Raw genomic sequence first — 15,619 nt, forward strand, 5'->3', positions numbered from 1 at the left:
TTGCTGACATTACCGGTAAGAGTCGGAGACTCCATGTTGTCGTTCCTTTGCATCATGTAAATTGACTGACCAGCGCCTTGGCGATGTCCGCTATCGGCAAAATTTCGGTGGCGGCATCGAGCGCCGCAGCGGCCTTCGGCATGCCGTAGACGGAACTGCTCTCGCGATCCTGGGCGATCGTGTGATAGCCGGCGTCGCGGAGGGCCTTGAGACCGGCGGCGCCATCGCGCCCCATGCCGGTCAGCAAGACGCCCACAGCCTGGCCGCGCCACTGTCGCACCACGCTGTTGAAAAACACGTCGATCGATGGATGGTAGACATCCTCGGGCGACTCCGGCGCATAGCCGAGGCTATCGCGATTCCTGAACAGCAAATGCTGATTGGTGCCGGCCATGAGCACCGTGCCGCGTTGCGGACGATCGCCCTCTTGCGCCACCTTCACCGCCAGTCTGCTTTGTTGCTGCAACCAACCCGCCATGCCGCCGGCAAAACCGGGGTCGATGTGCTGCACGATCACGATGGCCGCCGGAAATGTATCGGGAAGCGTGCGCAATATGGTCGCCAATGCGCCCGGACCTCCTGCCGACGCACCGATCGCCACCAACTTGTCGGAAACTGTCGGCGCCACCGGAATTCGCCTCGGCTCGATCGTCGGGCGCGCAACCGATGACTGCGCAGGCTTGCGTTCCATGCGACCTATCCGGTCGATTTTTTCCATCAGCACGGCCGAACCCTGGCGCCAGTCGCTGCCCGACAGCGCCGGGGTATCGACGGCGTCAAGCGCGCCATGGCCGAGCGCCTGGTAGACCTTGTCGGCGCAGGCGCCGATGTCGGCCGTGACGATCAGGATCGGGCACGGCGTCTGCTGCATGATGCGGCGCGTGGCTTCGACGCCATCCACGCCCGGCATGACGATGTCCATCAGGATCAGGTCCGGTAATTGCCAGGCGCATAGCTCAACCGCTTGCGCGCCGTCCTGCGCCACCCACAGCAACTGGTGTTCGGGCCACTCCGCCAGCACGCGGCGCAGGATCTCGACCACCATGGGGACGTCATTGACGATGGCGATCTTCATCAGGCCGCTCCGATCAGATCGACCACCGCCTGCAGCAGTGTCTCGTCGTGGAAGCTGCTCTTGGTGAAATAGTGATCGGCGCCAGCTTCGAGGCCGCGCTGGCGATCTTCTTCACGGTCTTTGTACGACACGATCATCACCGGCAGATTGCGCAGGTGCGATGCCTGCCGGATCAGCGTGACCAGCTCGATGCCGTCCATGCGCGGCATGTCGATATCGGTGATGACCAGGTCGAACTGTTCGGTGCGCACGGCGTTCCAGCCGTCCATGCCGTCGACCGCAACGGCGACCTGGTAACCGCGGTTGCTCAGCAGCTTGCGCTCCAGTTCGCGCACCGTCAGCGAATCATCGACCACCAGCACTTTCTTGCGCGCGGCGCCGGCATCGTCGGCAGTCGCCTGGCCGACGTTTTCGAGCTGACCGGCGACGCTGAGCTTCTCCACTGAACGCAGCATGTCGGCCACGTCCAGGATCAGCACCGGTGCGCCGTCTTCCATCAGGGCGCCGGCCTGCACGTTGGGGATCTTGCCCAGGCGCGCGTCAAGCGCCTGCACCACCAGCATGCGTTCGCCGAGGAAGCGGTCGACCGCCAGTCCGTAGGTATGTTCGTTGTCGCCGATGACCACCACCATGACCGACTCGCCCTTGGCCCGCAATTCGCCTTTTTGCAAAATCTGGTGCGCGCTGACGAGACCGATCTGGCGACCTTCGAAACTGAAATGCTGGTAGCCCTCGAGCACGTCCAGCTCTTCGCGCTGCAACTCCAGTGTGCGATTGACGTAAGCCAGCGGGAACGCGTACGGCTCGCCGTCGATGCTGACCAGCAGGCTGCGGATCACCGACAGCGTCAGCGGCAATTGCATCTGGAAGCGCGTGCCCTGACCGGCCGTGCTGGTGATGCGCACGGTGCCGCGCACCTGCTTGAGCATGTCGGCGACGACGTCGAGGCCGACGCCGCGGCCGGAGATATCGGTGACCGTGTCGCGCAGGCTGAAACCGGGCAACAGCAGGAATTCCAGCAGCTCGGCTTCACTCAGGCGCGCAACGATGTCGTCGGTCGACAGCTTGCGTGCGACGATGGCTTTCTTCAATTGCGCCATGTCGATGCCGGCGCCGTCGTCGCTGACATTGACCTGCAACATGCCGGCGCTGTGACGCGCCTCCAGAGTAATACGGCCCTGCTCCGGCTTGCCGGCCTGCAGGCGCTGTTGCGGCGATTCGATGCCGTGGTCGACGGCATTGCGCAGCAGGTGACCGATAGGCGCATCGAGTTTTTCCAGGATGTCGCGGTCGATCTGGGTGGCGTTGCCGACGATGTCCAGCCGCACCGACTTGCCCAGCGTGTTGCCGACGTCGCGCACCATGCGGGCGTAGTTGCCGGAACCTGCCCCGGCGCCGTCCGAAAACGGCCGCATGCGGCAGGCCAGCGCCTCTTCGTAGAGACGCTGCGACAGGTTGACGGAATGACGATCGAACATCTCAAGCTCGGCCAACTGATCGCCGACCATGTGCTGCGACTGCAGCATCAGCGCGCGCACTTCATTGAGCGCGACTTGCGCGGCCTCGCCGCCGGCGCTCATCTTTTGCTGCAGCATGTCGAGCGCTTGCGCAGCTTCGCGCTGCAGGCGCTTGACGCGCAGCATCGATGCGGCAAACGGTTTGAGGCGGCGCGATTCCACCAGCGATTCGCCGCTCAGGCTCAGCAGGCGGTCGAGATTGTCGGCGGAGACGCGCACCGAACGGCCGCCGCCAACGTGGGCGCTGTCGCGAGCTTCGATTGATGTGGCTGGTGTTGGCGCCGCGACAGAAGTTATTGCAGGCTGGTTTGCAACGACTGGTATTGCTCCCCCTGCATCGTCACTGCTGTCGGTCATGGCCACACTGAGCGCCAGCATGAAGGCGTCGATCTCGGGCTTGCCCTCCTTGTCGCCCCAGGTTTCGTCGTCACCCGGCGCATTGGCGATACGTTCCAGCAAGTCGACGCCCTTGAACAAGGCGTCGATCTGCCGGCGCCGCAAACTGAGCTTGCCCTGCTGCGCCAGCACGAAACAGTCTTCCATCACGTGCGCGACGTTGACGCCGGCGTTGAGCGTGATGATGCGCGCCGCGCCCTTGAGCGAATGGGCGGCGCGCATGCACGCTTCCAGCGGCTCGGCCAACTGTTCGGGATCGACGTCAACACCGTGGCGTTCCAGTTCGAGCAGGCCGGCGTTAAGCACCTGCACCTGGCTTTCCACTTCATGCCGGAACAATTCCAGCATGGTCATCTGCCGCAGATCGGGCGAACTCATGTCAGGCTCCGATTCAGGGCATAAAACAGCAGGCCGCAGTCGATCAGGCCAAGTTGCCGCTCGCGCCACGAGATCAGCGATTGCGTGTACGTCATGCCCGCATGCGCCATGGTCGAGGGTGGCGGCTGCACGGCATCGGCGGCATAGCCGTAGACGCCGGCGACTTCATCGACCGGGAACACCAGCACCTGCTGTTCATGCTCCACCACCAGAAGGCGTTGTGCAGTCTTGGCTGAAGCAGCATCGGCAGAGGCCATGCCGAGCATGCGGCCCAGCGATACGCAGATTTTCAGTGCGCCGCGGATATTGGTCAGCCCGAGCACGGCAGGATTGGCCTGACCCGGCAAGCTATGGACGGCGCGCGCCTCGATCACTTCGACCACGGCGGCGGTCGGAAACGCCAGCCACTCGGCGCCGACGCGAAACGCCAGCATCGATGCCGTGGCGTCGCCGCGACCACGCACTTGCGCCTCGCCCTCGCCGATGGACGAAAACAAGGCGTCGCTCGCATCGTCGCCAAACACGGGCCGGTCGAGCAGCGCCGAGGCGGCCGACGCGAAGGTCGGGCAATTGAGGCAGCGGAAATATTCTTTCAATTTGGCGCAGCTGCTGTCGCCGCGTACGCCGATACGATTCCAGCAATCGTCGACGGCGATTTCCACGACGACCGGCGAAGAGACAAAATCAGGCATCCGAGCGCTCCCCATTGACCGGTTTCAGTTGCGCCTTCCGGGCTCGTTCCGCGCGTTCCTGCAAACGCTGCGCACCCGCATCGTCGCCCTGTGCCGCCAGCAAGGCCGCCAGATGCAACAAGGCTTCGCGGTGGTCGGGTTGCAGGTAGATCGCCTTGCGGTACAGCTGCTGCGCGGCGCTGGCATCCTGGCGCGCATCGCTGATCAGGCCTTGCAAATGGTAAGCGTCGGCGTTGGGACTGACAGCATTCAGTTGCTCGCACAGCGCCTCGGCCTGTGCCAGTTCGCCGCGATCGGCGCGGGCGCGAGCCTGCGCGAGCAGGTCATTCTGTACAACGGCAGATGGCGTCCCGTCTGGAACACGTTGACGAAACGGTGCAACCTGCACTGGCCGGACTCGCGGTGGCGGCGCAGGTTCAGGCGCGACAATCCGGGGAATTGCCGCCACCATCTTTAGTGGCGGCAGCGGCAAGTCCACACGATCAACCGATTTCTTGCGTCGGAACCCGAAACTGAGCGGGATGCCGATCGATTCGATATGCGGCTTGAGCAGCAATCCGGCCTCGGCCGGGCCGACGAAAATGCAACCGTCGCGGTCCAGCAGGCGCTCCAGCACCTGCACCGCCTGCTGTTGCACGTCGCGGTCGAAGTAGATCAGCACGTTGCGGCAAAAGATGAAATCGTAAGGCGCTTCGTTGCGCATGAAGTCGGGCGACAGCATGTTGCCGAAGCGGAAAGCGACCTGCTGCCGCACGTCCTCGTCAAGCGCCCAGTCGTGCTGGCCGGCGCCTTCGTGACCGTCGGTGAAATGGCGTTCGCGATACTCGAGCTGTTTGCCGCGGAACGAATTGCGGCCGTAGACCGCGCGCTGCGCTGCGGCCAACGAACGATGGCAGATGTCGACGCCGTCGATGCGGAATTGCGCGGGCGGCACGCCGGCCTCGAGCAGCGCCATCGCGATGGAATACGGTTCTTCGCCGGTCGAACAAGGCAGGCTCAGGATGCGTACGGTGGCGTTGGAGGCGTTAGGCGCACGAATGATTTTTTCGCGGGCCAGCCGCGCCACGGCGAGGATCGCTTCGCGGTCGCGGAAGAACCAGGTTTCCGGCACCACCACGAGTTCGATGAGCTCCTGCAATTCGCCCACGCCGGATTGCAGGACATGCAGGTATCCGGTCATGTCGGCCTGGCCCAGCACCTTCATGCGCTCGCGCACGCCGCGCTCGATCAGCGCGCTGCCGACAGCGGCAATGTCCAGCCCCATGTTTTGCTTGAGCATGGCGGCAATCGGTTCGACTGCCGCGTGGTCATCGTGGGAAATCAGGGAAGCATTGGCGCTCATGCCGGGCTCTCCTCGGGGAACAGCAAGGCCTGGACGTCGGCGCCGAGCATGTCGGCCACCTTGACCCATTGGATCAGATTGTCGCCTTGGCGCATGACCGGACCGAGGTAGCGCGCGTTGTCGTGCACCAGCCCAGAGCCGGTGAAATCGGCGACTTCGCAGCGCAGCGTGTCGGTGGCGCGCTCGACGATCAGTCCCAGCAGTTGCGGCGTTTGCCCTTCAGGCATGTAACGGACCAGCACCATGCGCGTGCTCAAGCGTGCGGCCGCAGGCGTGCCGAGCGCCAGCATGCTGACGTCCAGCACCGGCACGTTGCGGCCGTCGTGGCTGAAGATGCCGCGCACCCATGGCGGCGCTTCGGGTACCTGCTTGCACGGCGCCGGCGGCAATACCACCGCCACCTCGGCGGCGTCGAGCGCATAGCGTTCATTACCGATCTGGAAAATCAGGAACAGCATGGCAGGCCGCTCAGGCCGATACCTTGAAGCGCGACACACCGTTGCGCAGGCCGTTCGACACCAGGTTCAGTTCGTCGATGGCCTGGCTCGATTGCTGCAGCGATTCGACGGTCTGCTGGGCCGCTTCGCTCAGTTGCAGCAGCGCCTGGTTGATCTGTTCGGCGCTGTTGGCCTGCGCCTGCATGCCTTCGTTGACCACCTGGAAGCGCGGCGCCAGCGCCTGCACCTGGGCGATGATCTGCGACAGCTGGGTGCCGACCTGCTGCACTTCGGCCATGCCGCGACGAACCTGGTCGGAGAACTTGTCCATGCCCATGACGCCGGCGGCGACCGCCGACTGGATTTCCTTGACCATCAATTCGATGTCGTACGTGGCCACCGCAGTCTGGTCGGCCAGGCGACGGATTTCCGTCGCCACGACCGAGAAGCCGCGGCCGTATTCGCCGGCCTTCTCCGCCTCGATGGCGGCGTTCAGCGACAGCAGGTTGGTCTGGTCGGCGACCTTGGTGATGGTGGTGACGACCTGGTTGATGTTGCCGGCTTTCTCGTTGAGGATGGCAAGCTTGCCGCTGACCGAGCCGGCCGCTTCCATGACGTCCTGCATGGTGTCTTCCATGCGCGTCAGGCCGCTCTGTCCGCTGCCGGCCAGCGTGGCGGCCTGTTCCGACACCAGCGAGACTTCGTTCATGGTGCGCACCAGGTCGCGTGAGGTGGCGAAGATTTCTCGCGAGGTGACGCCGATTTCGGTGGTGGTGGCGGCCGTCTCGGAGGCAGTCGCTTGCTGCTGACGCGAAGTCGCGGCGATTTCAGTCACTGAAGTGGATACCTGCGCCGACGATTTCTGCGCCTGACCGACCAGCGCGGTCAGCTCATCGGTCATGCGGTTGAAGCCCGCCGCCAGATGCGAAAACTCGTCGCGGCGCTCGAAATACAGCCGCTGCGAAAAATCGCCGGCGCGCATCACGTCGAGGATGCCCATCAGACGCTGCATCGGACCGGTAATCGCGCGCAGCAAGAAGTAGCCGCACACCACCGCTGCCGCCAGCGCGGCGATCACTGCGATCAGCATGCTGGTCTTGGCCTGGGTCACGGCATCGGTGATGCGTTGCGCCGAATCGTCGGAAATGGTCTTGTTGATCTCGACCATCTTCTGCGTCAGCGTATAACCGGTGCGCCAGGCCGGACGCAGCTGGTCCGAAATGATCTTGTAGACGGCCGGATTGGGGCTGGACAAATCCATGCGCAGGATTTCCTGCTGGATCTGCCGGTATGCCATGCGAGCCTGCTTGAACTGATCGAACAAGGTGCGATCGCGGGTGGTGAAGATAGTCTTTTCGTATTCTTCCTGCAGATGATTGAGGCGTTCGCCGTTGGCGCGCAGCAGCGCGATGTCGGCCTGGCGTGTCGCCTCGGTATCGTCAACCTGGGCGATTTGCTGGCCCAGCAGCAGGTTTTCATACCAGGCGGCGTTGATCATGGTGCTGTAATACAGCCCTGGTGTGGAGTCCTGACGCAGGCTGGTGGCCTCGTCGTCGATCTTGGCCAGCCTGGTGTAGGCGATGCCGGCCATGACCGCCATCAGGATCAGGATGACCGCAAAGCTGCCGAGGATTCGCTGTTTGATCGTCCAATTTTTCATGCTGACGGGGCTCTCTCAATAGGATAAAAGTTGCTGCAGAAGATGATGCGAAATCTGGCGTGAAATTAATATCGAAAAATCATCGAAAAACCGCTAGATTCTTGCTTCCCGCGCATTATCGCTGAATCGCCTGCGCATTGCCACTCGCGGTCCCAATGAAAAACGCCGGTGCAGATATCTGCACCGGCGTTTTCGCCTGCAAGCTCACAAAAGCGTGATCAGTTGAAGATCACCGTCTTGTGGCCGTTCAGCAGGATGCGGTGTTCCGTGAACCATTTGACGGCGCGCGCCAGCACCACCGACTCAATGTCGCGGCCAATGGCGGTCAGCGTATCCGGTCCCATGGAATGGTCCACGCGCTCGACGCCCTGCTCGATGATCGGGCCTTCGTCGAGGTCGCTGGTGACGAAATGCGCAGTGGCGCCGATCAGCTTCACGCCGCGGTCATGCGCCTGGTAATACGGCTTGGCGCCCTTGAAGCTGGGCAGGAAGGAATGGTGGATGTTGATCGCCCGGCCTTTGAGCGCAGTGCACATCGACGGCGACAGGATCTGCATGTAACGCGCCAGCACCACCAGGTCGATCTGGTTGTGCTCGACGATTTCCAGGATGCGCGCCTCCTGCGCCAGCTTGGCCTCTTCCGATGCACCAGCGGCCAATGGCAGATGATGGAAGGGAATGTTGTAGCTTGCCGCCAGCTGATAGAAATCGGTGTGATTGGACACGATGGCCGGGATTTCCACCGGCAGCAGGCCGCTCTTGTAGCGGAACAGCAGGTCGTTGAGGCAATGGCCGATCTTCGACACCATCAGCAAGACGCGCGGCTTGGCGGCGGCGTCGTGCAGTTCCCAGTCCATGTTGAGCGAACCGCCCAGCAGTGCGAAATCGGCGCGCAGCACTTCGTCGCTGATCGAGGCGTCTTCCGACGCGAAATGCACGCGCATGAAGAACAGCTTTGACTGGGCGTCGCCGAACTGGGCGGAATCGATGATGTTGCAGCCGTGATCGGCGAGAAAGCCCGACACGCGATGAACGATGCCGCGCTGGTCGAGACAGGAGATGGTGAGGATGTATTCCGGGTGAGTCATAGTCGATCTTGAAAGCGCTGTCGCCTGCCGCCAAGTCCCGGAAAAAGACTCCGGAATGCAGCCGAATGGCGAAAAACCGCTATTGTCGCATGCCCGGCGCACGCGCACAAAGCGCCAAACCCCCACCAGGGGTCTGGAAAGCACGAAAAACGGCCAAAAACCGTTAAAAACAGGCGAACTAGGTCAGCAACCCGTCCGGAACATTCCGGAGAGCATCGCGCTGTTTCAGCCGACTTGATCAATAATCCGATAGACGGCCACAGGCGGACACGCCGCTGCCGCGCCTGCGGCAAGCAGCTGACGATCGCCGCTTACTCGATCAAGTAAGACGGCCAGGTGAAATTGATGCGTCTGTTAAGCCGTTTTAGCCTGCAACAGTTCGCGCTGCTCTGCGCTGCCGCCGACCTGCACATCGCCGCTGAGCTGGCCGCCTTCTTCGATCACAAGTTTGCCGTAACGGATCTTGCCCGATACCCGGCCACTCGAATAAATCACCAGTTTCTGGCGCACGGTCAGATCGCCGTCGAAGTCGCCGCGAATTTCAGCCAGGTCGATTTCAGCCGATCCCTTGAACGCGCCCTTTTCGGCGATCTGGATCACGCGCGAATCCATGGTGGCTTCCACGCGGCCTTCGACCACGAGCGTGTCGCAATCATTGATTTCGACACCCTTCAATTTGATGTTGGGTCCGACGATCAGCTTGCTGCCCATTTCGTTGGAGCCGGAGCTGTTGTTCGGCTGCGAACCGGACGAAGAAGTGGAAGTCGGAGTCGCCGTCTTGGACACATTGGATACGCCCGGTTGCGTCAAGTTGTTGTTGGCGCTGAAAGGGGAATTTGGCGAATTGGTTTCTCGTTTGCCAAAGAGAGTTTCTGAGCGAAGCATGGTATCTCCTGAAGATAGATGTGCGGTGCAAGACGTGGCACTGATAAAACAAATCGGGGACATGATCCTCATATGGTGGCGCCCTGTTTCGACGCGATGATGAACACTGTCCTCCGCGGAGGATGAGATCGCTGTAATGCTGATGCCGTTTGCGTTTTCACGACATGAGTTGTGCAGCGATATCAGGCGATTCGGCACATCATGAAATAGAAAGTTCACGAGAATTTTGTAACAGAGCAATGAGTTTGCGGAACATCGGCGCAATGCAAATCGCAGCACGAATTTTTTATGCGTATAAAATTTTCGCGACACGCAAATATCACCTTGTACGTCGTCGTTTTTTTTGCGCGTTTTCACTCTGTGAGGGCGATTATTTTTCATGACGCTGATGATGGTGTCGCCAATCGGCGACACCATCGTTTTGGTCGATCGCATGACGAATGGCGGTTACATTTTTCGGCGCATTTTTTTCTTTTTTTATTTTTCTTCCGCATCTCTTTTTTATTTTTCACGTCGTCGACATCGCGCGTCGCCCTCCTTCAACAGCTTGACTTTTTGCAGGCCGCAAGAGATTCTTTGCCGCACTCAACGACGCGCCGACTCATTGCTCACGTCGCGTATCTATTTCCATAACAACGAACGGGGTAAACATGAGCGACACTTTCGATCCGGCGGGACAGCCTGAACCCAACCAACCGGTCAGCTTTGCCTCGCTGCTGCCGGCGCACACCGGGCCATCGGCGCAAGCGTTTTCGTTCAGCGGACGCGGCTCCGAATATTTCCGCATATGGATAGTCAATCTGCTGCTGTCGGTGGTCACCTTCGGCATTTATTCGGCGTGGGCCAAGGTGCGCCGCCTGCGTTATTTTTATGACAACACGACGGTGGCAGGCACCAGCTTCGAGTATCACGGCAACCCCATCGCTATCCTCAAGGGCCGCATCGTTGCGGTGGTGCTGCTGTTCGGCTACCAGTTCGCGTTCAACTACAACCCGCTGCTGGGCGTCATTGCGCTGCTGGTGTTTGCGCTGGCGGTGCCGTGGCTGATCTGGCGCAGCTTGCAGTTCAAGCTGTACAACTCCAGCTACCGCGGGATCCGCTTCGGTTTTCGCGGCAACGGCGGCGGCGCTTACAAGACCTATCTGCTGCTGCCCATCCTGACCGTGCTGACGCTGTACCTGCTGACGCCGTTCACGCATCAGCGCATCAAGCGCTTCCAGCACAATGAATCGCGCTTCGGCGCCAGCCATTTCTCGTTCGACGGTTCGGTGGGCAGTTTCTACAAGACCTACCTGATCGGCTTCGGGATTTACCTGGCCGGCTTCATCGCGATCGTGGTGGCGCTGGGCGGCACCGCGCTGATTGCCGCCGGGCGCGATTTCGGCGCGCACAGCGTGTTCTCGTTCATGCTGCTGTTCTTTGCGCTGTATGTGTGGACGTTCCTGATGTATCCGCTGTTCCTGACGCTGCTGCAAAACCTGATCTGGAACCATACCCGTCTTGGCGAGCACCGCTTCCATAGCACGATGCGCTGGCCGCGCATGATGTTCATCGCCTTCACCAACATCATCGGCATCGTGCTGACGCTGGGATTGTTCACGCCGTTTGCGCAGATCCGCGCGCTGCGCTACAAGATCGAATCGATGAGCCTGCATGCGGCCGGCAATCTCGACGAGTTCATCGCCGACAATGCGGCGCAAGGTTCCGCCGCCGGTGAAGGCCTGAGCGACCTGCTCGACTTCGATCTGTCGCTTTGAGCGCCCCGATGCAGATTGCGGCGTTTTACTTCGACGGCAGGACCTCGCGTCGCCACGCGGTCACGCTGGTCGTGGCCGACGGCATTGCCACCATCAGCGGCGATGCCGAGCGGACCTGCCCGATTACGCAACTGCGCGTGTCCGAACGACTCAACCGGGCGGCCCGCAAGGTGACCTTCCCCGACGGCGCCTATCTCGAAATCCAGGACAACGCCGCCTTCAACATGCTGCTGCAAGCCACTGCGCACCGCGATTCGCTGGTGGTGCGCATGCAGCAGAACTGGCGCGCCACGCTGGCCGCGGCCGCGACCCTGGTGGCGGTGCTGGTGCTGGGCTACCTCTATCTGCTGCCGCTGGCGGCGGAAGTCGTCGCGCGCTCGCTGCCGATCAGCGTCGAGCAGCGCATCGGCGACGGCGCGCTGGACTTCCTCGACGACCATATCCTGCTGCCGACGCAATTGCCGGCCGCACGGCGCACCGCCATCACGACGCGCTTTCGCGCACTGACGGCAGAAGTCGAAGGTGTACCGCACTACGAGATCGTGTTCCGCAAAAGCCGCATCGGGCCGAATGCGCTGGCGCTGCCGTCGGGTCAGATTGTGCTCACCGACGAGATCGTCACGCTGCTGGACGACGACGACGCCGTCATGGGTGTGCTCGCGCATGAACTGGGCCACGTGCACCGGCGCCACCTGATGCGCCGCCTGATCCAGAGCTCGGCCATCGGCGCAGCCGCGACGGCGCTGTTCGGCGACGTCTCGGCGGTGATCGCCAATATCCCGACCGTGCTGCTGGACATGAAATATTCACGCGACGTCGAGCGCGAGGCCGACGACTATGCCGTGGAGCTGTTCAAGGCCAACGGCATCAGCCGCAAGAAGCTGGCGTACGTGTTCGAGAAGCTGGGCGAGAAGGAAGCTGCCGACGGCGGTGTACCGCCTTACCTGTCGAGTCATCCGGCCAGCGCCGAGCGGGTTGAGCGCATTCTCAGCGCCCAATAGCTCGCCGGCGGCCGTTCAGACTCAGGCCGGCACCTGATCGAGGAAGCCGGTCACGCTGCGCAGGCGTCCTTCCTGCAGGACGGCGTAATCGGTGCCTTTGATCATGGCTTCTTCATCATCCAATCCCAGCGCCCACGAAAAGCGCAGATGATCGCCATGGAAGTCGGCCGCGCCGATGCGGCTGAAGCGAAAGCCCGGGAAGCGCTCGTGTACCGCCGCCACCAGTTGCGAGATGGCGGCATGACCATCGCCCTGCATCAGCGGATCGCGATAGCTCGCGTCGGCAGTCCACAGTTCCTCGATCAGGCCGGCGCGGCGCGTGGCGTCTGGCTCGTTCCAGACGGCGATGTAGAGGTCGACCAGCTTGCTCATGTGTGCGTTGTTCAGGTTTGTCATGCTCGGCTCCGAGTAGTAAGTGAAATAGAGAGATCAACTGATCGTCGCCCGGCGCGTCCAACACCACGTCCGGCGCAACGTCAGGCACATCTTTGCTCGTCCCGCCTACCACCAGCAATTACTTCAGAGGTAATGTAACGAAGCCGGACGATAAGCTATGATCGCCCCATGATCACGACACTACCTCTCGCCTCCCCGTCATCGCGCCACGCTGCGCGCAGCGCCAGCGACCTGCTGCGCGAATGGCGCCTGCGCCGTCGCATGAGTCAGCTCGACCTGGCCTGCGAGGCTGAAATTTCGACGCGTCATCTGAGCTTCCTCGAAACCGGCCGCTCGCAACCGAGCCGGGAGATGCTGTTGCGGCTGGCCGAACGGCTCGATATCCCGCTGCGCGAACGCAATGCCTTGCTGATGGCGGGTGGCTTCGCGCCGCTGTTTCCGGAACGGGCGCTGGACGATCCGGCGTTGCAGGCGGCGCGTGCCGCGATCGAACAGATCCTGACCGGCCACGAGCCGTTTCCGGCGCTGGCCATCGACCGCCACTGGAACCTGGTGTCGGCCAATCGCGTCATTGCGCTGCTGCTCACCGGCGTGGCGCCGGAACTGCTGGCCGCGCCCGTCAACGTCATGCGCCTGAGCCTGCACCCGCAAGGCTTGGCGCCGCGCATCGTCAACTTTCCGGAATGGCGTCGCCACATGCTTGATCGCCTGCGCCAGCAGATCGCATTGAGCGCGGATCCGGTGCTGATCGACCTGATGAAGGAGCTGCAAAGCTACCCGGAGCCGGCCGGGGCCGGGGCCGGCTCCGATGCCCATCCGGCCTCGCCATATGCGGCCGTGGCGGTGCCGTTCCAGCTGGCGACGGACCGGGGCACGCTGTCCTTCTTCAGCACCACCACCATCTTCGGCACGCCGGTCGACATCACCTTGTCGGAACTGGCGATGGAGTGTTTTTTTCCGGCCAATGCGGAGACTTCCGCAGCCTTGCGGGCAATGCTGCCGGACTGAGGCGCACAAAAAATTTCCTCGCGACACTATTCCTCCGTTTTTGCCTCAATCCGGCTACGGTACTTTTACGATCGCGGCAGAAATCGGTTTACATTTCGCACTAGTGTGCTAAATTGACGACCATGGATACCGTCATCACCCGTACCGCCAAAAGCGAACTGACCCTGGCCGCGATCGTCGACACCGCCCTTGAAATGGCGGCAAACGAGGGGCTGGAGTCGCTGTCGCTGGGCGAGGTCGCCAAGCGGCTCAACATCAGCAAGAGCGGCGTGTTTTCGCGCGTCGGCTCGCGCGAAGCCTTGCAGCAGGCGGTGCTGGACGAGTTCGACCGGCGCTTCGTCGAAGAGATTTTCAAGCCGGCGATGGCGTTGCCGCGCGGCCTGCCGCGTCTGAACAAGATGATCCGCAACTGGCTGCAGCGCACCAACAACGACGTCAGCTGCCTGTACATCGCCGGCGCTTTTGAATACGACGACGTGGTGGACAGCCCGATGCGCGACCGCATCAAGAAGAACATCCTGCAATGGCGCGGCATGCTGCACCGGACCATCGAGCAGGCGCTGGAAGAAGGCCAGTTGCGCCCGGACACCGATCCCCAGCAACTGGTGTTCGAGCTGTATTGCCTGATGGTCGGACTGATGCACGATGCGCGCTTCCTGCGCGATCCGGAGGCGCTGGGGCGCGTACAAACAGCTTACGACCGGTTGATTTCGACTTACCGCAGCTTCAATTATCACGGCTGAGGCTGCGGCAGCGCCCATGGCAGGCGCCGCCGGCAGAAATTGTGTTTGTTTTTTTATTCAAATTTCGCACTATCGTGCTAAACAGGGAGTGAATCATGTGGATTATCATCGGTGCTATTGCACTGCCCATCGCGGCATCGTTGTTGTTCCAGTTATTGCAGGCGATGAACCTGGTGCCTGACAGTAATGAGGATTTCGTCTTCATCGAGGCGGCAGAACTCGTAGAGCAGCAGACGGATGCTGCGGCCAGGAACAATGTTTTCGTTGCGGCGGTCAATATCCAGGTTCCGGTGAAGGAGTTCTGAGCGTCTGCTTTGGTCGCTGCGGTATTGCCGTCACTGGATTGACGATCTCCTTATCAATACCAGCCCCCGACGAACTGCCGATGTCTACGCCAAACAACGAACCCACCCTGTCCGCCGAGATCTTCCCCGACCGGCAACTGACCACCCTCGCCTGCATGCTCGCCCTGCTGATCGCCGTGATCAGTTGGTTCGCGCTGAGCGCCCAGACCGACATCACCATCGACCGCCTGCTCGACCGCGGCATGACGGTCATGGACGGCGTCGAACGCTTGACGAGCTATCTCACCAACCTGACCATCCTGCTGAGCGCCGTGAGTTTTTCCGCGCTCGCCCTGCCCGGTGCGAATCCGGTCAGCCGTTTTTTCCGCAGGCCGCAGGTCATTACGGCAGTGGTGGCCTACATGATCTTCGTCGGGATTGCCTACAACCTCCTGCTGCGCCAACTGTGGCAGCCGACCGGCTTTCGCGCACTGGTCAACGAAAGCCTGCATACCGTCACGCCGTTGCTGGCGCTGGTCTATTGGATCTTCTTCGTCCCCCGCTTCCAGCCCAGCCTGAAGAAATGCCTGCTGTGGCTGGTCTACCCGCTCGGCTACCTGAGCATCACGCTGTGGCGCGGCGGCAGTTCCGGCTTTTATCCCTATCCCTTCATCAACGTGCGCGACCTCGGCTATCCGCACGTGCTGCTGAACGCCACCGGCCTGTTCGCAGGATTCCTGGCGCTGATGGGCTTGTTGCTGATCATCAACAACGCCGGCAAGAATCTCCTGCTGCGTCGCTGAGGCGGCGTCCGGCACACGTTCGCCCAAAGCTGAAGTCGACGCATGGAATGCTTTGCGGCAAGTCATGTCCAACCGGCGTCCGGCGGCTTTCCGGGTCGTGCCGGCACACTTCATTCGTCTGCGCATGTAAAAAAATGTTGTCGAAAAACGCTGCGAT

15 protein-coding genes are annotated in these 15,619 nt (G+C 61.7%); 6 read left to right on the top strand and 9 right to left on the bottom strand.

Going from position 1 to position 15,619, the window contains the following annotated elements; all coding sequences use genetic code 11:
• Nucleotides 1–52: 52 nt before the first annotated feature.
• From ACIROW_RS05025 to ACIROW_RS05060, 8 genes are all read right to left on the bottom strand, one after another.
• Entirely contained in the window at nt 53–1,075 is a 1,023-nt protein-coding gene (locus ACIROW_RS05025) for a chemotaxis response regulator protein-glutamate methylesterase (RefSeq protein WP_402272609.1), read from the bottom strand.
• Entirely contained in the window at nt 1,075–3,366 is a 2,292-nt protein-coding gene (locus ACIROW_RS05030; RefSeq protein ID WP_402272611.1) for a hybrid sensor histidine kinase/response regulator, read from the bottom strand. Before ACIROW_RS05030 ends, ACIROW_RS05025 begins: the two co-directional genes overlap by 1 nt.
• Complete coding sequence (locus tag ACIROW_RS05035; RefSeq protein ID WP_402272613.1) at nt 3,363–4,058, bottom strand: chemotaxis protein CheW; 696 nt, start codon at nt 4,056–4,058, stop codon at nt 3,363–3,365. Before ACIROW_RS05035 ends, ACIROW_RS05030 begins: the two co-directional genes overlap by 4 nt.
• Entirely contained in the window at nt 4,051–5,400 is a 1,350-nt protein-coding gene (locus ACIROW_RS05040; protein ID WP_402272615.1) for a CheR family methyltransferase, read from the bottom strand. Before ACIROW_RS05040 ends, ACIROW_RS05035 begins: the two co-directional genes overlap by 8 nt.
• Nucleotides 5,397–5,858: a chemotaxis protein CheW gene (locus ACIROW_RS05045; protein ID WP_402272617.1), complete on the bottom strand. Its 462-nt coding sequence runs from the start codon at nt 5,856–5,858 to the stop codon at nt 5,397–5,399. The genes ACIROW_RS05040 and ACIROW_RS05045 overlap by 4 nt, the downstream gene beginning before the upstream one ends.
• 10 nt (nt 5,859–5,868) lie before the next feature.
• A complete protein-coding gene (locus ACIROW_RS05050; protein WP_402272619.1) occupies nt 5,869–7,497 on the bottom strand; it encodes a methyl-accepting chemotaxis protein in 1,629 nt (542 codons plus the stop codon).
• Between the two features lie 218 nt (nt 7,498–7,715).
• The gene (purU, locus tag ACIROW_RS05055) at nt 7,716–8,585 is read right to left on the bottom strand and encodes a formyltetrahydrofolate deformylase (protein WP_402272621.1); all 870 of its coding nucleotides are present in this window, start codon (nt 8,583–8,585) and stop codon (nt 7,716–7,718) included.
• A gap of 354 nt (nt 8,586–8,939) precedes the next feature.
• Nucleotides 8,940–9,470, bottom strand: a complete 531-nt coding sequence (locus ACIROW_RS05060) for a polymer-forming cytoskeletal protein (RefSeq protein ID WP_402273805.1) — start codon at nt 9,468–9,470, stop codon at nt 8,940–8,942.
• Nucleotides 9,471–10,120: 650 nt separating this feature from the next.
• Between ACIROW_RS05060 and ACIROW_RS05065 the strand changes: the two genes are divergently transcribed.
• Both ACIROW_RS05065 and ACIROW_RS05070 read left to right on the top strand, forming a co-directional pair.
• Nucleotides 10,121–11,227 carry a YjgN family protein gene (locus ACIROW_RS05065; RefSeq protein ID WP_402272623.1) on the top strand — a complete coding sequence of 369 codons (1,107 nt, stop codon included), beginning with the start codon at nt 10,121–10,123 and terminating at the stop codon, nt 11,225–11,227.
• An 8-nt stretch (nt 11,228–11,235) separates the two neighbouring features.
• Nucleotides 11,236–12,228: a M48 family metallopeptidase gene (locus tag ACIROW_RS05070; RefSeq protein ID WP_402272625.1), complete on the top strand. Its 993-nt coding sequence runs from the start codon at nt 11,236–11,238 to the stop codon at nt 12,226–12,228.
• 21 nt (nt 12,229–12,249) lie between these two features.
• Here the strand turns inward: ACIROW_RS05070 and ACIROW_RS05075 are convergent, their stop codons facing one another.
• Nucleotides 12,250–12,624: a nuclear transport factor 2 family protein gene (locus ACIROW_RS05075; RefSeq protein ID WP_402272628.1), complete on the bottom strand. Its 375-nt coding sequence runs from the start codon at nt 12,622–12,624 to the stop codon at nt 12,250–12,252.
• Nucleotides 12,625–12,792: 168 nt separating this feature from the next.
• Between ACIROW_RS05075 and ACIROW_RS05080 the strand changes: the two genes are divergently transcribed.
• The 4 genes from ACIROW_RS05080 to ACIROW_RS05095 all read left to right on the top strand — a co-directional run bounded on the left by ACIROW_RS05080 (nt 12,793) and on the right by ACIROW_RS05095 (nt 15,462).
• Nucleotides 12,793–13,632 (top strand): helix-turn-helix domain-containing protein, encoded by an 840-nt coding sequence (locus tag ACIROW_RS05080; RefSeq protein WP_402272631.1) that lies wholly within the window; start codon nt 12,793–12,795, stop codon nt 13,630–13,632.
• Nucleotides 13,633–13,754: 122 nt separating this feature from the next.
• Nucleotides 13,755–14,375, top strand: coding sequence for a TetR/AcrR family transcriptional regulator (locus ACIROW_RS05085; protein WP_402272633.1), 621 nt, complete (start codon nt 13,755–13,757; stop codon nt 14,373–14,375).
• 95 nt (nt 14,376–14,470) lie between these two features.
• Nucleotides 14,471–14,680 (top strand): hypothetical protein, encoded by a 210-nt coding sequence (locus ACIROW_RS05090; RefSeq protein WP_402272635.1) that lies wholly within the window; start codon nt 14,471–14,473, stop codon nt 14,678–14,680.
• A gap of 80 nt (nt 14,681–14,760) precedes the next feature.
• Nucleotides 14,761–15,462: a Pr6Pr family membrane protein gene (locus ACIROW_RS05095; RefSeq protein WP_402272638.1), complete on the top strand. Its 702-nt coding sequence runs from the start codon at nt 14,761–14,763 to the stop codon at nt 15,460–15,462.
• The last annotated feature ends 157 nt before the right edge of the window (nt 15,463–15,619 follow it).

Origin of the sequence: Herbaspirillum sp. NPDC101397, assembly GCF_044767325.1 — a bacterium.
Lineage (GTDB): Bacteria > Pseudomonadota > Gammaproteobacteria > Burkholderiales > Burkholderiaceae_D > Herbaspirillum.